The sequence below is a fragment of the Pseudomonas sp. W4I3 genome (assembly GCF_030816195.1).
Taxonomy (GTDB): domain Bacteria; phylum Pseudomonadota; class Gammaproteobacteria; order Pseudomonadales; family Pseudomonadaceae; genus Aquipseudomonas.
Window position 1 is genome coordinate 1,592,349 of the sequence record NZ_JAUSXS010000001.1, and the last position, 17,582, is coordinate 1,609,930.

At 58.9% G+C, this 17,582-nt stretch carries 18 protein-coding genes; 14 read left to right on the forward strand and 4 right to left on the reverse strand.

What is annotated here, in order from left to right; genetic code table 11:
* Positions 1–183 precede the first annotated feature (183 nt).
* Entirely contained in the window at positions 184–621 is a 438-nt protein-coding gene (locus QF045_RS07110; RefSeq protein WP_003171734.1) for a YhcB family protein, read from the reverse strand.
* A 146-nt stretch (positions 622–767) separates the two neighbouring features.
* Between QF045_RS07110 and QF045_RS07115 the strand changes: the two genes are divergently transcribed.
* From QF045_RS07115 to zapE, 3 genes are all read left to right on the forward strand, one after another.
* Positions 768–1,397 carry an alpha/beta hydrolase gene (locus QF045_RS07115; RefSeq protein ID WP_306491603.1) on the forward strand — a complete coding sequence of 210 codons (630 nt, stop codon included), beginning with the start codon at positions 768–770 and terminating at the stop codon, positions 1,395–1,397.
* A gap of 24 nt (positions 1,398–1,421) precedes the next feature.
* Positions 1,422–2,777, forward strand: coding sequence for a tryptophan--tRNA ligase (locus QF045_RS07120; RefSeq protein ID WP_306491604.1), 1,356 nt, complete (start codon positions 1,422–1,424; stop codon positions 2,775–2,777).
* Positions 2,778–2,856: 79 nt separating this feature from the next.
* Entirely contained in the window at positions 2,857–3,951 is a 1,095-nt protein-coding gene (zapE, locus tag QF045_RS07125) for a cell division protein ZapE (RefSeq protein WP_306491605.1), read from the forward strand.
* 67 nt (positions 3,952–4,018) lie between these two features.
* Here zapE and QF045_RS07130 read toward each other — a convergent pair whose 3' ends face one another.
* The gene (locus tag QF045_RS07130; RefSeq protein WP_175538057.1) at positions 4,019–4,939 is read right to left on the reverse strand and encodes a GlxA family transcriptional regulator; all 921 of its coding nucleotides are present in this window, start codon (positions 4,937–4,939) and stop codon (positions 4,019–4,021) included.
* A gap of 220 nt (positions 4,940–5,159) precedes the next feature.
* Between QF045_RS07130 and QF045_RS07135 the strand changes: the two genes are divergently transcribed.
* Positions 5,160–6,296: an acyl-CoA dehydrogenase family protein gene (locus tag QF045_RS07135; protein WP_306491606.1), complete on the forward strand. Its 1,137-nt coding sequence runs from the start codon at positions 5,160–5,162 to the stop codon at positions 6,294–6,296.
* 112 nt (positions 6,297–6,408) lie between these two features.
* On the opposite strand, the gene QF045_RS07140 is transcribed toward QF045_RS07135, so the two are convergent.
* Entirely contained in the window at positions 6,409–7,449 is a 1,041-nt protein-coding gene (locus QF045_RS07140; RefSeq protein WP_306491607.1) for an NADP(H)-dependent aldo-keto reductase, read from the reverse strand.
* Between the two features lie 250 nt (positions 7,450–7,699).
* Between QF045_RS07140 and rplM the strand changes: the two genes are divergently transcribed.
* The 8 genes from rplM (at position 7,700) to QF045_RS07180 (ending at position 13,494) form a co-directional block, all read left to right on the forward strand.
* Complete coding sequence (gene rplM, locus QF045_RS07145; RefSeq protein ID WP_003188508.1) at positions 7,700–8,128, forward strand: 50S ribosomal protein L13; 429 nt, start codon at positions 7,700–7,702, stop codon at positions 8,126–8,128.
* A gap of 14 nt (positions 8,129–8,142) precedes the next feature.
* Positions 8,143–8,535: a 30S ribosomal protein S9 gene (gene rpsI, locus QF045_RS07150; protein WP_002555064.1), complete on the forward strand. Its 393-nt coding sequence runs from the start codon at positions 8,143–8,145 to the stop codon at positions 8,533–8,535.
* A gap of 267 nt (positions 8,536–8,802) precedes the next feature.
* The gene (petA, locus tag QF045_RS07155) at positions 8,803–9,396 is read left to right on the forward strand and encodes a ubiquinol-cytochrome c reductase iron-sulfur subunit (RefSeq protein WP_034118089.1); all 594 of its coding nucleotides are present in this window, start codon (positions 8,803–8,805) and stop codon (positions 9,394–9,396) included.
* Positions 9,396–10,607, forward strand: coding sequence for a cytochrome bc complex cytochrome b subunit (locus QF045_RS07160; RefSeq protein ID WP_306491608.1), 1,212 nt, complete (start codon positions 9,396–9,398; stop codon positions 10,605–10,607). The genes petA and QF045_RS07160 overlap by 1 nt, the downstream gene beginning before the upstream one ends.
* On the forward strand, positions 10,607–11,386 hold the full coding sequence (locus QF045_RS07165) for a cytochrome c1 (protein WP_306491609.1): 780 nt from the start codon (positions 10,607–10,609) through the stop codon (positions 11,384–11,386). Before QF045_RS07160 ends, QF045_RS07165 begins: the two co-directional genes overlap by 1 nt.
* Before the next feature lie 147 nt (positions 11,387–11,533).
* Positions 11,534–12,151: a glutathione S-transferase N-terminal domain-containing protein gene (locus tag QF045_RS07170; RefSeq protein WP_084376331.1), complete on the forward strand. Its 618-nt coding sequence runs from the start codon at positions 11,534–11,536 to the stop codon at positions 12,149–12,151.
* A gap of 17 nt (positions 12,152–12,168) precedes the next feature.
* A complete protein-coding gene (locus QF045_RS07175) occupies positions 12,169–12,585 on the forward strand; it encodes a ClpXP protease specificity-enhancing factor (protein WP_306491610.1) in 417 nt (138 codons plus the stop codon).
* A 159-nt stretch (positions 12,586–12,744) separates the two neighbouring features.
* Positions 12,745–13,494 (forward strand): FadR/GntR family transcriptional regulator, encoded by a 750-nt coding sequence (locus tag QF045_RS07180; protein WP_306491611.1) that lies wholly within the window; start codon positions 12,745–12,747, stop codon positions 13,492–13,494.
* Positions 13,495–13,618: 124 nt separating this feature from the next.
* Here the strand turns inward: QF045_RS07180 and QF045_RS07185 are convergent, their stop codons facing one another.
* On the reverse strand, positions 13,619–14,776 hold the full coding sequence (locus QF045_RS07185) for a phospholipase (protein WP_306491613.1): 1,158 nt from the start codon (positions 14,774–14,776) through the stop codon (positions 13,619–13,621).
* Positions 14,777–15,011: 235 nt separating this feature from the next.
* On the opposite strand from QF045_RS07185, the gene kdgD reads away from it, so the two are divergent.
* Together kdgD and QF045_RS07195 are read left to right on the forward strand one after the other, a co-directional pair.
* Positions 15,012–15,923 (forward strand): 5-dehydro-4-deoxyglucarate dehydratase, encoded by a 912-nt coding sequence (gene kdgD, locus QF045_RS07190; RefSeq protein ID WP_306491614.1) that lies wholly within the window; start codon positions 15,012–15,014, stop codon positions 15,921–15,923.
* Between the two features lie 54 nt (positions 15,924–15,977).
* The gene (locus QF045_RS07195) at positions 15,978–17,423 is read left to right on the forward strand and encodes an aldehyde dehydrogenase family protein (RefSeq protein ID WP_306491615.1); all 1,446 of its coding nucleotides are present in this window, start codon (positions 15,978–15,980) and stop codon (positions 17,421–17,423) included.
* The last annotated feature ends 159 nt before the right edge of the window (positions 17,424–17,582 follow it).

Below are 17,582 nucleotides of genomic sequence, written 5' to 3' on the forward strand. Positions count from 1 at the left end.
GGTCAATGTGGGAGGGGGCTTGCCCCCGATAGCGGTCTGTCAGTCACAGATGCATTGGCTGATCCACCGGAATCGGGGGCAAGCCCCCTCCCACATTGGATCTCCATTGTCAGAAAAATTGAGCCGCAACAAAAAGCCCGTCTGATCATCGATCAGCCGGGCTTTTTGATGCTTGAAGAGGAATTACTTCTTCAAGCCGTAGTGCTCATCCAGCATGCCTGGGGCGTTCGGGGTTTTTGGCGCGTAGTCCCGTGGCGGTTCCTGGTTTTCCCGAGGCGGGGTCAGGCGCTCGCGGGGTGTTTGCGGTGCATCGGAATGCAGCGCGGCCAGCAGCCGCTGGCGGGTGATGTCGTCGAGGGCCAGGCGGTTAGCGCCATCGGCGAGATGATCCTGTACTTCCTGGTAGCTCTGGGTGAGCTTCTTGACCAGGGTCGCGGTGCTGTTGAAGTGGGTAACAACCTCGTTCTGATAACTGTCAAAACGTTCCTGAATGTCATCCAGCTGACGCTGCGTGCGGTTAGGCGCGGCGTTGGGCAGCAGGCGGGCAACCAGGAAACCAATGGCGACACCGGCAACCAGGGCAAGAGTCGGCAACAACCAAACTAAGAGCGAGTGTTCCACGAGTCCTTCCTCTATAAACGGCTTTGCTTTACGTTAACGGCTCAAACCTGCGCTGTATACCGCGATTAAGCTCGCAATGATGCCATGCACAGACTTTTAGCTAGACGAGTCGACCCCTTGAGAGGTCACGGAGTTCATCCTTGCTCATGCGTGAAACCCCCGTTTTGATCGATGGCCCGGTGGGTCAACTGGAAGCCCTGTACCTGGATCACCCCGAACCACGTGGCCTGGCGCTGATCTGCCACCCTAACCCGGTGCAGGGTGGGACCATGCTCAATAAAGTGGTATCGACCCTGCAACGCACCGCCCGCGATGCCGGTTTGATTACTTTGCGTTTCAATTATCGTGGCGTTGGTGCGAGTGCCGGTAGCCATGACATGGCCACTGGTGAAGTCGACGATGCCGAAGCAGCCGCCACCTGGCTGCGGGAAAAACACCCCGAGCTGCCGATCACCCTGCTGGGCTTCTCGTTTGGTGGCTATGTGGCCGCCAGCCTCGGTGGACGCCTGGAAGCCAAGGGTGAAAAGTTGGCGCACCTGTTCATGGTGGCTGCCGCGGTGATGCGTCTGCGTGATTCGGATGTTCTGCCACACAATTGCCCGTTGACCCTGATCCAGCCGGAAACCGACGAAGTGGTCGACCCGCAAGTCGTCTACGACTGGTCCGCCGCCCTGAAACGCCCCCATGAGCTGCTGAAAGTGGCAGAATGCGGACACTTTTTTCACGGCAAGCTCACCGATCTGAAGGATCTGGTGCTGCCGCGCCTTTCGAATTGATAGCAGTCTGATAAGCGATTACCCATGACGACGCGTACCCGTATCCTCACCGGCATCACCACCACCGGCACGCCGCACCTGGGCAACTACGCTGGCGCGATCCGCCCGGCGATCCTTGCCAGCCAGGACGCCAACGCCGATTCCTTCTACTTCCTGGCCGACTACCACGCCCTGATCAAGTGCGATGACCCGCAGCGCATCCAGCGCTCGCGCATGGAAATTGCCGCGACCTGGCTGGCCGGTGGCCTGGATGTAAACCGGGTGACTTTCTATCGCCAGTCCGATATCCCGGAAATCCCCGAACTGACCTGGCTGCTGACATGCGTGGCTGCCAAGGGCTTGCTTAACCGCGCCCACGCCTACAAAGCCTCGGTGGACAAAAACGTCGAAGCCGGCGAAGACCCGGATGCGGGCATCAGCATGGGCCTGTACAGCTACCCGGTGCTGATGGCGGCGGACATTCTGATGTTCAACGCGCACAAGGTGCCGGTGGGCCGCGACCAGATCCAGCACGTGGAAATGGCGCGTGATATCGGCCAGCGCTTCAACCACCTGTTCGGCAATGGTAAAGAATTCTTCACCATGCCCGAGGCGCTGATCGAAGAAAGCGTCGCCACCTTGCCGGGCCTGGATGGCCGCAAGATGTCCAAGAGCTATGACAACACCATCCCGTTGTTCACCAGCGCCAAGGACATGAAAGACGCGATCTCGCGGATCGTCACCGACTCGCGCGCGCCCGGCGAGGCGAAAGACCCGGACAATTCCCACCTGTTCACCCTGTACCAGGCATTTGCGAGCAAGGACCAGGTAGAAGCGTTCCGCAGTGAACTGTTGCAAGGCCTGGGCTGGGGCGAGGCGAAGAACCGTCTGTTCCAGTTGCTGGACGGCCAGTTGGGTGAAGCGCGCGAGCGTTACCATCAACTGATGTCACGCCCCTCGGACATGGAAGACCTGCTGTTGGTCGGCGCCAAGAAAGCCCGTGCCGTCGCGGCGCCGTTCCTGGCAGATCTGCGCGAAGCAGTGGGCCTGCGTTCGTTCGTCAACCAGGCTGCAGCGCCGGTCGCCACCAAGAAAAAGGCCGCGAAGGCCGCACGCTTCGTGAGCTTTCGTGAAGACGACGGCAGCTTCCGCTTCCGCCTGCTGGCGGCCGATGGCGAGCAATTGCTGCTGTCGCGCAACTTCGCCGACGGCAAAGCGGCGGGTGCGGTGACCAAGCAATTGCAAAACGGCGACGCGTTGGATGTACGCACCGAGGCCCTGAGCTTCAGCGTATGGCTGGACGACGCTGCCGTGGCCGACAGCGCAGAGTTCGCCGACAGCGCCACCCGTGATGCCGCCATCGCCGCCTTGCGCGTCGCGCTGACCCCTGCGGAGGATTAACCCGACCAAGGGTTGATTGCCATTATCCAGGGCCGTCGTTACAGTGACGGCCCGTTTTTGTTGCCTTGCTAACGAAATTATGACGCCCCTAGAACGATATCAAGCTGATCTGAAACGCCCTGACTTCTTCCATGACGCGGCCCAGGAAAACGCGGTGCGTCATTTGCAGCGCCTGTACGAAGACCTGGTCGCGGCCTCGCAAACCAAACCGGGGATGTTCAGCAAGCTGTTTGGCAAAAAAGACCACACGCCGGTCAAGGGCCTGTACTTCTGGGGTGGCGTCGGCCGGGGCAAGACGTACCTGGTGGACACCTTCTTTGAAGCGCTGCCGTTCAAGGAAAAGGTCCGCACTCACTTCCACCGCTTCATGAAGCGCGTGCACGAAGAGATGAAAACCCTGCCGGGGGAAAAGAATCCGCTGACGATCATCGCCAAGCGTTTTTCCGAAGAAGCGCGGGTGATCTGCTTCGATGAGTTCTTCGTCTCCGACATCACCGATGCCATGATCCTCGGCACCTTGATGGAAGAGCTGTTCAAGAACGGCGTGACCCTGGTCGCCACCTCGAACATCGTGCCAGACGGTCTCTACAAGGACGGCCTGCAGCGTGCACGCTTCCTGCCGGCCATTGCGTTGATCAAACAGCACACTGATATCGTCAACGTCGACAGCGGTGTCGACTACCGTCTGCGCCACCTCGAACAAGCGGAGCTGTTCCACTTTCCGCTCAACGAAGCGGCCCACGACAGCCTGAAAAAAAGCTTCCGCGCGTTGACGCCGGAATGCACCCAGGCCGTGGAAAACGACAAGTTGATGATCGAGAACCGCGAAATCATCGCCTTGCGCACCTGCGATGACGTGGCCTGGTTCGAATTCCGCCAACTGTGCGACGGCCCGCGTAGCCAGAACGACTACATCGAACTGGGCAAGATCTTCCATGCCGTGATCTTGAGCGGTGTGGAGCAGATGGGCGTGACCACCGACGACATCGCGCGGCGCTTTATCAACATGGTCGACGAGTTCTATGACCGTAACGTCAAGCTGATCATCTCGGCGGAAGTCGAGCTCAAGGACCTCTACACGGGTGGTCGCTTGAACTTTGAATTCCAGCGCACCCTGAGCCGCCTGCTGGAAATGCAGTCCCACGAGTTCCTGTCGCGCGGGCACAAACCTTAAAAGCGATGTAGATCAAAATGTGGGAGGGGCAAGCCCCCTCCCACATTTGTCCTGTATGAATCCCTGCTTACGCGGCCTGCTGGAACTGTTGACGATACTGGTTCGGTGACAGCTCCGTGTGCTGCCTGAACAACCGCGCAAAGAAACTCGCATCGTCGTAACCCACCTCATAACTGATGGTCTTGATGCTCTTGCGGCTACCCGACAGCAGGCCCTTGGCCGTCTCGATGCGCAAGCGTTGCAGGTAATGCAGTGGCTTATCGCCGGTAGCGGTTTGGAAGCGGCGCATGAAGTTACGGATGCTCATGCCGTGTTCCCGCGCGACGTCTTCGAAGCGGAATTTGTCGGCAAAGTGTTCTTCGAGCCAATGCTGGATCTGAAGGATGATCACATCCTGGTGTAATTTCTGCCCGCCAAAACCGATGCGTCCCGGCGAATAGCTGCGTTGCACTTCATACAGAATGTCGCGGGCCACCGCCTGGGCGATGTTGGCGCCGCAGAAGCGTTCGATCAGATAAATATAGAGGTCGCAGGCTGAAGTGGTACCGCCGGCGCAGTAGAGGTTATCGGCGTCGGTCAGGTGCTTGTCCTGGTTGAGCTGCACCTTGGGGAAGCGTTCGCTGAAGGCGTTGAAGAAGCGCCAGTAGGTGGTCGCCTCCTTGCCATCGAGCAGGCCGGCTTCGGCCAGCCAGAACACCCCGGTGGCTTCTCCGCACAACACGGCGCCGCGTGCGTGCTGTTCACGCAACCACGGCAGCACCTGGGGGTAGCGCGTGCACAAGGCATCGAAGTCGTCCCAGAAGGCCGGTAATACGATGATGTCGGCGTCTTCCAGGCCGCCGTCCACCGGCATGATCACATCGCTGAAACTGCAGACCGACTGTCCGTCAGGGCTGACCAGACGGGTTTCAAACGCAGGGGTCAGGCCCAGGCCTTGTTGTTTGCCATAACGCAGGCTGGCGAGATGAAAAAAGTCCTTGGCTTGCATGAGGGTTGAAGCGAATACCCGATCAATGGCCAGAACGCTGACGCGCCGCAAGGGCGTGGAGATTTGGTTAGACATAATTTCATTTATTCTTATAGGGGAAAGTGGTCACCAGACGGCTGGATCGTCTTATTTTTTGTCGCATGTGTCCAGTGTCCTGTCACGCCTTCGCGGCATAGGCTCTGTGGGCTCGTCCTTGTCCGGCAATCCACGCAGGTGACTCATGATTCCCAGAACCTTGTTCAGCCCCGAGCACGAACTCTTTCGCGAAAGCGTGCGCACCTTCCTGGAAAGAGACGCCGCGCCATTTCACGGGCAGTGGGAAAAGCAGGGTTATATCGACCGCAGCCTCTGGACCAAGGCAGGGGAGGCCGGGATGCTGTGTTCGCACATGCCGGAAGAATACGGTGGGCTGGGCGCGGATTTTCTTTACAGCGCGGTCGTGATCGAAGAGATCAGCCGCCTGGGCTTGACCGGCATCGGTTTCTCACTGCATTCGGACATCGTCGCGCCGTACCTCCTGCATTACGGCAGCGAAGCGCTGAAACACAAATACCTGCCCAAGTTGATCTCCGGCGAGATGGTCACGGCCATTGCCATGACCGAGCCGGGGGCCGGTTCCGACCTGCAAGGGGTGAAGACCACGGCGGTGCTGGACGGTGACGCGTATGTGATCAACGGCTCCAAGACGTTTATCACCAACGGTTACCTGGCCGAATTGGTCATCGTGGTGGCCAAGACCGACCCCAAGGCCGGCGCCAAGGGCACCAGCCTGTTCCTGGTCGAGGCGGCTACGCCGGGCTTCGACAAAGGCAAGCGCCTGGAGAAGGTCGGCATGAAGGCCCAGGACACCTCGGAGTTGTTCTTCCAGGATGTGCGCGTGCCCAAGGAAAACCTGCTGGGCCAGGCGGGCATGGGCTTTGCCTACCTGATGCAGGAGCTGCCCCAGGAGCGGCTGACCGTCGCGATTGGCGCGCTGTCTTCGGCTGAAGCGGCGTTGCAATGGACGCTGGATTACACCCGCGAGCGCAAGGCGTTTGGCAAGGCAATTGCCGACTTCCAGAACACCCGGTTCAAGCTGGCCGAGATGGCCACCGAGATTCAGATTGGCCGCGTGTTCGTGGATAAATGCATGGCGCTGCACCTGGAAGGCAAGCTGGATGTGCCCACTGCGGCAATGGCCAAGTACTGGGCTACGGACCTGCAATGCAAGGTGCTCGATGAGTGCGTGCAACTGCACGGCGGGTACGGCTTCATGTGGGAATACCCGATTGCTCGGGCGTGGGCGGATGCGCGGGTGCAGCGGATTTACGCGGGGACCAACGAGATCATGAAGGAGATCATTGCGCGGGCGCTTTGATCTGCGGTGTTACTGATGGCCTCATCGGGGGCAAGTCCCCTCCCACCTTTGACTGTGTTCACAAGTCCAAGTGTGGGAGGGGGCTTGCCCCCGATAGCGGCCTAAAGATCAATCAAGGCGCCGGATTCGGATGATCCTTCTGAATCGCCTCAATCCCGTCCAGCACTTCCTTGGACAGTTTCAGATCAGCACTGGCAATGTTGCTGTCCAACTGCTCCAGCGACGTGGCGCCAATGATATTGCTGGTCACGAACGGCTGCTGCGTCACGAAGGCCAAGGCCATCTGCGCCGGGTCTAGGCCGTGTTCCCGCGCCAGAGCCACATAACGGCTGCACGCTGCTTCCGACTGCGGGTTGAAATAACGACTGAAACGGCTGTATTCCGTCAGGCGCGCCTTGGCTGGGCGTGCACCGCCCTCGTACTTGCCGCTGAGCATACCGAACGCCAGTGGCGAGTAGGCCAGCAAGCCGCATTGTTCGCGAATCGCGATTTCTGCCAGGCCCACTTCAAAGCTGCGGTTGAGCAGGTTGTAGGGGTTCTGGATCGACACCGCGCGGGTCCAGCCACGGGCTTCGGCCAGGGCCAGGAATTTCATGGTGCCCCACGGCGTTTCGTTGGACAGGCCGATGTGGCGGATCTTGCCGGCCTTGACCTGTTCGTCCAGCGCTTCGAGGGTTTCTTCCAGGGGCGTGAGGTCGTCTTCGTCCTTGTGCTTGTAGCTCAATTGGCCAAAGAAGTTGGTGCTGCGCTCGGGCCAATGCAACTGGTAGAGGTCGATCCAGTCGGTCTGCAGGCGCTTGAGGCTGGCGTCCAGGGCCTGAACGATGTGCTTGCGGTTATGACGCAGGTAGCCATCGCGGATGTAATCGATGGTGTTGCCGGGGCCGGCGATCTTGCTGGCGAGGATCCAGTCGGCGCGGTCGCCACGGCTCTTGAAGTAATTACCGATATAACGCTCGGTGGTGGCATAGGTGTCGGCCTTGGGCGGTACCGGGTACATTTCCGCCGTGTCGAGGAAGTTGATTCCCGCGGCCTTGGCCCGTTCGATCTGTGCGAAGGCCTCTGCCTCGCTGTTCTGCTCGCCCCAGGTCATGGTGCCCAAGGCAATCGCGCTTACGTTCAGATCGGTCCGGCCCAGCTGTCGATAATCCATCGGGTACTCCTTCAGGGGAAAACAATCATAAAAGCAGGTTGAATTTTTTTTCGCAATCTGCATAATTGCCCACCTCTTTCTGCAGTGGAAGTGATGCGCCGCCTGCCGAAGAATCTTGCCGTTGAACGGACGCGCTGACCCGAGCCCCCGATAGCGTCTGTATCCGGCTGCCTTTGACCTTGTCAAAGTACGCACTATTCAGTAAGATCCGCCGTCTAAATTTACAGGCGGCCCCTGAGGCTATTAAAGAATGACAACTTTTACTGCAAAACCGGAAACAGTTCAGCGCGACTGGTTTGTCGTCGACGCCGCTGGTCAGACCCTGGGTCGTCTGGCCACTGAAGTCGCCAGCCGTCTGCGTGGCAAGCACAAGCCTGAATACACCCCGCACGTTGATACCGGTGACTACATTGTCATCATCAACGCTGAGCAGGTTCGTGTGACCGGCAACAAAGCAAGCGACAAAATGTACTACCGTCACTCCGGTTTCCCAGGCGGTATCAAGTCTTCCAACTTCGAAGGCCTGATTGCCAAGAAGCCTGAAGCCCCGATCGAAATCGCGGTCAAAGGCATGCTGCCTAAGGGCCCACTGGGTCGCGATATGTTTCGCAAGCTGAAAGTCTATGCGGGCGCTGTACACCCTCATGCTGCTCAGCAGCCCCAAGAACTGAAGTTTTAACGGAATAGTTCATTATGTCGGCGACTCAAAATTACGGCACTGGCCGTCGCAAAACCGCAACCGCACGCGTTTTCCTGCGTCCGGGCACTGGTAACATCTCGATCAACAACCGCTCCCTGGACAACTTCTTCGGCCGCGAAACTGCCCGCATGGTAGTTCGTCAGCCGCTTGAATTGACCGAGACCGTTGAAAAGTTCGACATCTACGTCACCGTTATCGGTGGCGGTGTAAGTGGTCAAGCTGGCGCAATCCGCCACGGTATCACTCGCGCTCTGATGCAGTACGACGAAACCCTGCGTGGCGCTCTGCGCAAAGCTGGCTTCGTAACTCGCGATGCTCGTGAAGTTGAACGTAAGAAAGTCGGTCTGCGTAAAGCGCGTAAGCGTCCGCAGTACTCGAAGCGTTAATTCGCTTTACGTTCCACAAAAACGCCCAGCCTCCTCACGGAGCTGGGCGTTTTTTATTGCCTGCGATTTATGCACATTTTTCGCCGTGACAACTTGCCACATCCGTAGACCCCCTATACTACAAGGCCTAGGGGTGGAGGCCCGGGCAATTCCCTTGTCATACGTGGGGCTTTTCATTACCATCCGGTCAAAATTTTTATAAGTAAAGATTCAATACTTAGTAGACGCCTGATTTAACAGGCCAAAAAGCTGATGGGAGAGGACTGAATGAGCAATGACGGCGTGAATGCAGGCCGGCGTCGCTTCTTGGTAGCAGCCACATCCGTGGTGGGTGCTGCAGGAGCGGTGGGGGCTGCGGTCCCGTTCGTGGGGTCATGGTTTCCCAGTGCCAAGGCGAAAGCCGCAGGTGCACCGGTGAAGGTGAATGTCAGCAAGATCGAGCCAGGGCAGCAGATGATTGCTGAATGGCGCGGCCAGCCAGTATTCATTGTTCGTCGTACCGAGGAAATCCTGGGGAATCTGAAAAAGATCGAAGGCCAATTGTCTGACCCGAAATCCGAAAATTCCGACCAGCCCGCCTACGCCAAGAACGAAGTGCGCTCCATCAAACCAGAGATTCTGCTGCTGGTTGGCCTCTGTACCCACCTGGGTTGCTCACCGACCTTTCGCCCGGAAGTCGCTCCCGTCGACTTGGGCAAGGATTGGGTCGGCGGTTATTTCTGCCCGTGTCACGGTTCTCACTACGACCTCGCCGGCCGGGTCTACAAGTCCCAGCCCGCGCCCCTGAACCTGCCAGTGCCTCCGCATACCTACGAAACTGACGACCTTATTGTCATTGGCCTCGATAAGGAGAACGCGTGATGAGCAAGTTCATGGATTGGGTGGATGCGCGCTTCCCCGCTACCAAAATGTGGGAAGACCATCTCAGCAAATATTACGCGCCAAAAAATTTCAATTTCTTCTACTTCTTCGGCTCCCTTGCACTGCTGGTGCTGGTCAACCAGATCGTCACCGGCGTGTGGTTGACGATGAGCTACACGCCGTCGGCGGAAGAGGCGTTTGCCTCCGTCGAATACATCATGCGTGACGTCGAATACGGTTCGATCCTGCGCCTGCTGCACTCCACCGGCGCATCGGCGTTCTTCATCGTCGTCTATCTGCACATGTTCCGTGGTCTGCTCTACGGCTCGTACCAGAAGCCCCGCGAGCTGGTGTGGGTGTTCGGCATGCTGATCTATCTGGCGCTGATGGCCGAAGCCTTTATGGGTTACCTGCTGCCCTGGGGCCAGATGTCGTACTGGGGCGCCCAGGTGATCATCTCGCTGTTCGGTGCAATCCCGGTAATCGGCAATGACCTGACGCAGTGGATCCGCGGTGATTACCTGATCTCCGGCATCACCCTGAACCGCTTCTTCGCCTTGCACGTGGTCGCCTTGCCGATCGTGATTCTGGGCCTGGTGGTGTTGCACATTCTGGCGCTGCACGAAGTGGGTTCCAACAACCCGGATGGTGTGGATATCAAGAAGCATAAGGACGAGAACGGCATCCCATTGGATGGCATTCCATTCCACCCTTACTACACCGTGAAAGACATTGTCGGCGTGGTGGTGTTCCTGTTCGTGTTCTGCTCGATCGTGTTCTTTTTCCCGGAGATGGGTGGTTATTTCCTGGAGAAGCCTAACTTCGAACAAGCCAACGCCTTCAAGACGCCGGAGCACATTGCCCCGGTCTGGTACTTCACGCCGTTCTACGCAATCCTGCGGGCGATCCCCGACAAACTCATGGGTGTGATCGCCATGGGCGCGGCGATTGCGGTGCTGTTCGTGCTGCCGTGGCTGGACCGCAGCCCAGTCAAGTCCATGCGCTACAAGGGCTGGCTGAGCAAGATCTGGCTCTGGGTGTTCTGCATTTCGTTCGTGATCCTGGGTGTGCTGGGCGTCTTGGCGCCGACCCCTGAGCGTACGTTGCTGTCGCAGCTCTGCACCTTCCTGTACTTCGCCTACTTTATTCTGATGCCGTTCTATACCCGGCTCGAGAAGACCAAACCGGTTCCGGAAAGGGTGACTGGCTGATGAAAAAATTATTTGTTGCACTCGTGCTTGCGGCGCTGCCGCTACTGTCTTTTGCTGCTGAGCATGGCGCGGAACTGGAAAAAGTCGACATCGACGTCTCCGATAAAGCCGCCCTGCAAGATGGCGCACGCACCTTCGCCAACTACTGCATGGGCTGCCACAGCGCCAAGTTCCAGCGCTATGAACGGGTTGCCGATGACTTGGGTATTCCCCATGAGTTGATGTTGGAAAAATTGGTGTTCACCGGGGCCAAGATTGGCGACCACATGAACATCGGCATGAAACCGGCGGACGCCAAGGCCTGGTTCGGCGCAGCACCGCCCGACCTGACCCTGGTGGCGCGCGTGCGTGGCACCGACTGGCTGTTTGGCTACCTCAAGTCCTTCTACGAAGACCCGGCCCGCCCCTGGGGCGTGAACAACAAAGTGTTCCCGAATGTCGGCATGCCTAACGTTCTGGTCGGCCTGCAGGGGCGCCAAGTGGTAGGATGCAAGCAGGTTCAGGTCGTTGAAAACGGCAAGAAGCAATATGATCCGTTGACCGGCACGCCGCTGACTCATGAAGCGTGCGACCAACTGACCATCGTGCCCAAGACCGGTACGCTGAACGACGAGCAGTTCGACGAGAAGGTCAAGAATCTGGTGACCTTCCTGGCCTACTCGGCCAACCCGGTCAAACTGCAGCACCAGCGCATCGGTACTTACGTCTTGCTGTACCTGGCTTTCTTCTTCGTATTCGCCTATCTGCTCAAACGCGAGTACTGGAAGGACGTGCATTGATCCAACCGTAAGCAATTGCTGTTAATCTTGCGCGCCCAGCGGCATCTCTGAACACGTAGCGCCGGTTTTACCGGACGTTACAGAGATGCTCTCTGGGCGCGCTCGTTTTTGAGCTTTCGATAATTTCAACAAGCGAGGAGGACCGCCATGGGCGTGACCAATCGGTTGGCCTGTTACTCCGACCCCGCCGACCACTATTCCCACCGAGTACGCATCGTGCTCGCAGAGAAGGGTGTCAGCGCCGAGATCATCAGTGTGGAGGCGGGCCGTCAGCCGCCGAAACTGATCGAAGTGAACCCTTACGGCAGCTTGCCCACCCTGGTCGATCGTGACCTGGCGTTGTGGGAGTCGACCGTGGTGATGGAATACTTGGATGAGCGTTACCCGCATCCGCCTTTGCTGCCGGTGTACCCGGTGGCGCGTGCCAACAGCCGCCTGCTGATCCATCGGATCCAGCGTGACTGGTGTGGCCTGGTGGATGTGATTCTGGATTCGCGTTCCAAAGAGGCTGCTCGGGTACAGGCGCGTAAGGAATTGCGCGAGAGCCTGACCGGCGTTTCGCCGCTGTTCGCCGATAAACCTTTTTTCCTCAGCGAGGAACAAAGCTTGGTGGATTGCTGCCTATTACCCATACTCTGGCGCTTGCCGATTCTGGGCATTGAACTGCCACGGCCGGCCAAGCCGTTGCTTGATTACATGGAGCGCCAGTTCGCGCGTGAGGCTTTCCAGGCGAGTCTGTCTGGTGTCGAACGCGACATGCGCTAAGGCTTAAGGAGCCGCTGATGAACTCCAGTCGACCCTACCTGGTCCGCGCGCTCTATGAGTGGATTGTGGACAACGATTGCACCCCGCACATGCTGGTCAATTCCGAATTTCCTGCGGTTCAGGTTCCGCAGGGTTTTGCCAGTGACGGGCAGATTGTCTTGAACGTATCGCCCAGCGCCGTGCGCCACCTGCACATGGACAACGAAGCGGTCAGCTTCGAAGGGCGTTTCGGCGGCGTGCCGCATACGCTGTTCGTGCCGATCGGCGCCATCCTTGGGATTTATGCCCGTGAAAACGGCCAAGGCATGGTGTTCGATCTGGAGTCGCCTTTCGAGGACGATGAAACGATCGGAGACGAAGGCGGCGATGATCTGCCACCGGATAACGAGCCGCCGCGCCCTACCGGCCGGCCGAGCTTGAAAGTGGTGAAGTAAGCGGCTGTTGCCTTAGGGCGAGCCTGAAAAATGCCTCGGCGGTTGCCGGGGCATTTTTTTGCCTGCCGGGCAGAGAATGAAAGTCACGACAGGAACGGTGATCGTACAACCGCCATGGGCTATGATGCGTCTTCAGTTCGCCGAGAAAGATGATTCATCATGGAAAACGCCAGCGCTGCCCCACGTCTGCCCCGCAAGCGCCGTAGTCTTGCCCAGGAATTGGTCACGGTGTTGTCCGAACAAATCCGCGACGGTCAGCTTAAGCGTGGCGACAAGCTGCCCACCGAGTCGGCAATCATGGAGGCCCATGGTGTCAGCCGCACCGTGGTGCGCGAGGCTATTTCGCGCTTGCAGGCGGCGGGGCAGGTGGAGACGCGGCACGGTATCGGCACCTTTGTGCTGGATACACCAAGCCCGAGCGGTTTCCGAATCGACCCGGCCACTGTGGTGACGTTGCGTGATGTGCTGGCGATCCTGGAGCTGCGTATCAGCCTGGAAGTGGAGTCTGCCGGTCTGGCTGCTTTACGCCGCAGCGACGAGCAGCTCAGCGCCATGCGCGCGGCCCTCGATGCGCTTAATGAAAGCGCGGCGCATGCTGGCGATGCAGTCGCCTCCGACTTCGCTTTCCACCTGGAAATTGCACTCTCTACCGGCAACCGTTACTTCACCGACATCATGACCCACCTGGGCACCAGCATCATTCCGCGTACCCGCCTGAATTCAGCGCGCCTGGCCCATGATGACCAGCAGCATTACATGGGCCGCCTGAGCCGCGAGCACGAAGAGATTTATGAGGCAATTGCGCGCCAGGATTCGGATGCGGCGCGTGCGGCGATGCGCCTGCATTTGACTAATAGCCGCGAGCGGCTGCGCCATGCTCATGAAGAGGCGCAGGCGCAGCGCGGTTGAACCATTGATCTGTAGGAGCGAGCTTGCTCGCGAAAGCTTCAAGGACACCGCGTTTTATTCAGAATGTGCGCTCTGGCCCTAGGTTCTTCGCGAGTAAGCTCGCTCCTGCAGAAGGTATCAACCGTTAGCGGGTGGGTTGATTGGGTGTGTAGTCCTTGAGCAGCAGGTACGTACTCCACCCCCACCAGTCATTCGTCCAGTGCTTGTCGTTCAGATCATTCACCTCTTTGCGCCGCAACACCTTGTCCCCCTCCATCTTGAACAGCGGCGAGAAGTTATTCGCCGGGTTCTGCACGGCATTCAGGTCCGGCACATACAACGGTGCCTTGAAGGTGGCCGGTGAGGGCGCCACGCCGCTGAGGAAAGTCTCGAAAATCTCATCGGCTGAGGCTTGTACCGCCTGCTTAACCTGGGCTCGGTTGTCCTCATCGATCGTATCGAAGTAGCGTTTATCGCCATAGGCGTGCCATTGAGCCCCCATGGCATTGCGCACCTTGAGGCCGAATTTGCTGTCTTCATCATGCATGAAGCGGCTGATAAGAGACCCCAGCTCTCCTGGCGTGACCACCGCTGCCAGTTGCTTGCGTGGGACGCGCAAATGGCCGGCGGAAAACAGGTCGGTGAGGAAGTGATCGGCAAAGCTGTTCATGGCGTACGCCAATTCCAGTGCCTGGTCGGTGCCGGTTTGGTGCGCGACGACCGCCTGCTGCAACGCCGCAGTGTGGCCGGCCAGGTAGGCGGACAAGGCCCATTCGCCAAAATGATCGGCATTGTCCGCTGCCAGTTTCAGGTAGCGCCCCAGCGGGATCAGTGCCGAAACCGCACTGCCGCCACCGGTGATGCGGTTCCACTCTTCGGACAACGTATCACCCAAGGCATCATAGGCTTCGTGCGCTTGCTTACCGTCCTTGATGGCCTGTTTGACCGCGTTGATCTCTTTTTGCATGACCGTCAGGATCTTGCCGGCTTCCTCCCGCGAAGCAGGCAGTGCCGCCAGCGAATTGAAGGCTGCGGTGAAACGTTGCACGCGGTCGGTGGGGGAGGCGCCATCGCTGATAGGTTGACCGGGGATACCGTAGAAGTCGCCACCCAAGGCAATCACCTGGCCATAGGTCAGCGCCAGCCCGTTGGGCAAATGCAGTTCCACTTGCCGCGCAGGGATCGCTGCGGCGTCCTTGGCAAAACGCAACAGCGTGTCGTCGCCGATGGCGGTGTGTTCGCCCCCTTCGAAACGCAGGGTAGGGCGGTTATTGGTGGGTACGGCGTATTCAAGACCTGACATGTTAGCTCCTTGCTATGTCGTAAGAATCTTCCTTGATTGCTGTATGTATATACAGCTAACGAGAGCATAGAGCGGAAATTTCTTACGTCAAGGAGAGGCATGTAAACGGCCAGCCTGGAGGAACGTGATGAATTGCTGTTGACGAATCTTTTTATAGTTGTACGATGACGTACGACATCATCTAAACCAACAACAACGCTTTCCTCAGAAAGTCTTCGCCCAGGGTGTTCGAATAATGAATCCACAAGAACTGAAGTCCATCCTCTCCCACGGTCTGCTGTCTTTTCCGGTGACCGATTTCAATGCCCAGGGTGACTTTCACCAGGCGGGCTATATCAAGCGTCTGGAATGGCTTGCCCCGTATGGCGCCACGGCGCTGTTCGCAGCAGGCGGCACCGGTGAGTTTTTCTCCCTGGCCGCCAGCGAATACTCCCAAGTGGTGAAGACCGCTGTTGATACCTGCGCCACCAGCGTGCCGATTCTTGCCGGTGTCGGTGGTGCCACCCGCCAGGCCATCGAGTACGCTCAAGAGGCCGAACGCCTGGGGGCCAAAGGCCTGTTGCTGCTGCCGCACTACCTGACTGAAGCCAGCCAGGACGGTGTTGCCGCCCACGTTGAAGCCGTGTGCAAATCGGTCAAGATCGGCGTGGTGGTGTACAACCGCAATGTCTGCCGCCTGACCGCGCCACTGCTCGAACGCCTCGCCGAGCGCTGCCCGAACCTGATCGGTTACAAGGATGGCCTGGGTGACATCGAGTTGATGGTGTCGATCCGCCGTCGTCTCGGCGACCGTTTCAGCTACCTCGGCGGCCTGCCGACCGCAGAAGTTTACGCCGCTGCCTACAAGGCCCTGGGCGTGCCGGTGTACTCCTCGGCAGTGTTCAACTTCATTCCGAAAACCGCGATGGATTTCTACCACGCGATTGCCAAGGATGATCACGCCACCGTCGCCAAGATCATCGACGATTTCTTCCTGCCTTACCTGGACATCCGTAACCGCAAGGCCGGCTACGCCGTGAGCATCGTCAAGGCGGGTGCGAAGATCGCCGGCTACGATGCCGGCTCGGTGCGCACTCCGCTGACTGACCTGCTGCCAGAAGAATACGAAGCCCTGGCCGCGCTGATCGACAAGCAAGGCGCGCAATAACTTATCAACAAGGCCGCTGAGCAATCAGCGGCCTTTTGCGTCAGGAGAAGATTCGTGTCCCAAGCAAAGCGTTTCGAGAACTACATCAACGGCGAATGGGTAACCGGCGCTGACTACTGCAGCAATATCAATCCGTCGGACCTTTCCGATGTGATTGGCGAATACGCCAAGGCAGACGTCGCCCAAGTCAACGCCGCTATCGAGGCCGCACGTGCCGCCTTCCCGGCCTGGTCTACCTCCGGTATCCAGGCGCGTCACGATGCGTTGGATAAAGTCGGCAGCGAAATCCTCGCCCGCCGCGAAGAGCTCGGTACCCTGCTGGCCCGGGAAGAGGGCAAGACCCTGCCCGAAGCCATCGGCGAAGTGACCCGCGCCGGTAACATCTTCAAGTTCTTCGCTGGCGAATGCCTGCGCCTGTCTGGCGACTACGTGCCGTCGGTGCGTCCGGGCGTCAACGTGGAAGTCACCCGTGAAGCCCTCGGCGTGGTTGGCTTGATCACCCCCTGGAACTTCCCGATCGCCATCCCGGCCTGGAAAATTGCCCCGGCCCTGGCCTATGGCAACTGTGTGGTGATCAAGCCGGCCGAACTGGTACCCGGCTGTGCCTGGGCCCTGGCTGAAATCATCTCCCGCGCCGGTTTCCCGGCCGGGGTGTTCAACTTGGTGATGGGCAGCGGCCACGTCGTCGGCGATGTGTTGGTCAACAGCCCCAAAGTCGACGGCATCAGCTTCACCGGCTCGGTGGGCGTGGGCCGTCAGATCGCGGTCAGTTGCGTGTCGCGCCAGGCCAAGGTGCAGTTGGAAATGGGCGGCAAGAACCCGCAGATCATTCTCGACGACGCCGACCTCAAGCAAGCCGTCGAGCTGTCGGTACAGAGCGCGTTCTACTCCACCGGCCAGCGTTGCACCGCGTCGAGCCGCCTGATCGTTACTGCCGGCATCCACGACCAGTTCGTCGCGGCCATGGCCGAGCGCATGAAGTCCATCAAGGTCGGCCACGCACTCACCAGCGGCACCGACATTGGCCCGGTGGTTTCCCAGGCCCAGTTGGACCAGGACATGAAGTACATCGACATCGGCCAAAGCGAAGGTGCGCGGCTGGTCAGCGGTGGCGGTCTGGTGACCTGCGACACCGAAGGCTACTACCTGGCACCGACGCTGTTTGCCGACAGCGAAGCCGCCATGCGCATCAGCCGTGAAGAGATCTTCGGCCCGGTGGCCAACGTGGTGCGCGTGGCCGACTACGAGGCAGCGCTGGCCATGGCCAACGACACCGAGTTCGGCCTGTCGGCAGGTATCGCCACCACGTCGTTGAAGTACGCCAACCACTTCAAGCGTCACTCCCAGGCCGGGATGGTCATGGTCAACCTGCCGACCGCCGGCGTGGACTACCACGTTCCGTTCGGTGGCCGTAAGGGTTCATCCTACGGTTCGCGTGAGCAGGGTCGCTATGCGCAAGAGTTCTACACCGTGGTGAAAACCAGCTACATCGGTTCGTAACCTGTAGGAGCGAGCTTGCTCGCGAAAAACTCAAGGACACCGCGTGCACCCTGAATGCCTGCGTATTCGTTGAGGCTTTTCGCGAGCAAGCTCGCTCCTACAAGGGGCAGCATCAAGCAACACACAACTATTACCCGCAAAAAAAATAATTAGTGGGAG

Bases quoted from the DNA above. Each gene is read 5' to 3' on its own strand.
- QF045_RS07115 (WP_306491603.1), top strand. From the start codon at position 768: ATGCGTGAAACCCCCGTTTTGATCGATGGCCCGGTGGGTCAACTGGAA.
- rplM (WP_003188508.1), top strand. From the start codon at position 7,700: ATGACAACTTTTACTGCAAAACCGGAAACAGTTCAGCGCGACTGGTTT.
- QF045_RS07165 (WP_306491609.1), top strand. From the start codon at position 10,607: ATGAAAAAATTATTTGTTGCACTCGTGCTTGCGGCGCTGCCGCTACTG.
- QF045_RS07135 (WP_306491606.1), top strand. From the start codon at position 5,160: ATGATTCCCAGAACCTTGTTCAGCCCCGAGCACGAACTCTTTCGCGAA.
- zapE (WP_306491605.1), top strand. From the start codon at position 2,857: ATGACGCCCCTAGAACGATATCAAGCTGATCTGAAACGCCCTGACTTC.
- QF045_RS07175 (WP_306491610.1), top strand. From the start codon at position 12,169: ATGAACTCCAGTCGACCCTACCTGGTCCGCGCGCTCTATGAGTGGATT.
- QF045_RS07120 (WP_306491604.1), top strand. From the start codon at position 1,422: ATGACGACGCGTACCCGTATCCTCACCGGCATCACCACCACCGGCACG.
- QF045_RS07170 (WP_084376331.1), top strand. From the start codon at position 11,534: ATGGGCGTGACCAATCGGTTGGCCTGTTACTCCGACCCCGCCGACCAC.
- kdgD (WP_306491614.1), top strand. From the start codon at position 15,012: ATGAATCCACAAGAACTGAAGTCCATCCTCTCCCACGGTCTGCTGTCT.
- QF045_RS07140 (WP_306491607.1), bottom strand. From the start codon at position 7,449: ATGGATTATCGACAGCTGGGCCGGACCGATCTGAACGTAAGCGCGATT.
- petA (WP_034118089.1), top strand. From the start codon at position 8,803: ATGAGCAATGACGGCGTGAATGCAGGCCGGCGTCGCTTCTTGGTAGCA.
- rpsI (WP_002555064.1), top strand. From the start codon at position 8,143: ATGTCGGCGACTCAAAATTACGGCACTGGCCGTCGCAAAACCGCAACC.
- QF045_RS07185 (WP_306491613.1), bottom strand. From the start codon at position 14,776: ATGTCAGGTCTTGAATACGCCGTACCCACCAATAACCGCCCTACCCTG.
- QF045_RS07160 (WP_306491608.1), top strand. From the start codon at position 9,396: ATGAGCAAGTTCATGGATTGGGTGGATGCGCGCTTCCCCGCTACCAAA.
- QF045_RS07180 (WP_306491611.1), top strand. From the start codon at position 12,745: ATGGAAAACGCCAGCGCTGCCCCACGTCTGCCCCGCAAGCGCCGTAGT.
- QF045_RS07130 (WP_175538057.1), bottom strand. From the start codon at position 4,939: ATGCAAGCCAAGGACTTTTTTCATCTCGCCAGCCTGCGTTATGGCAAA.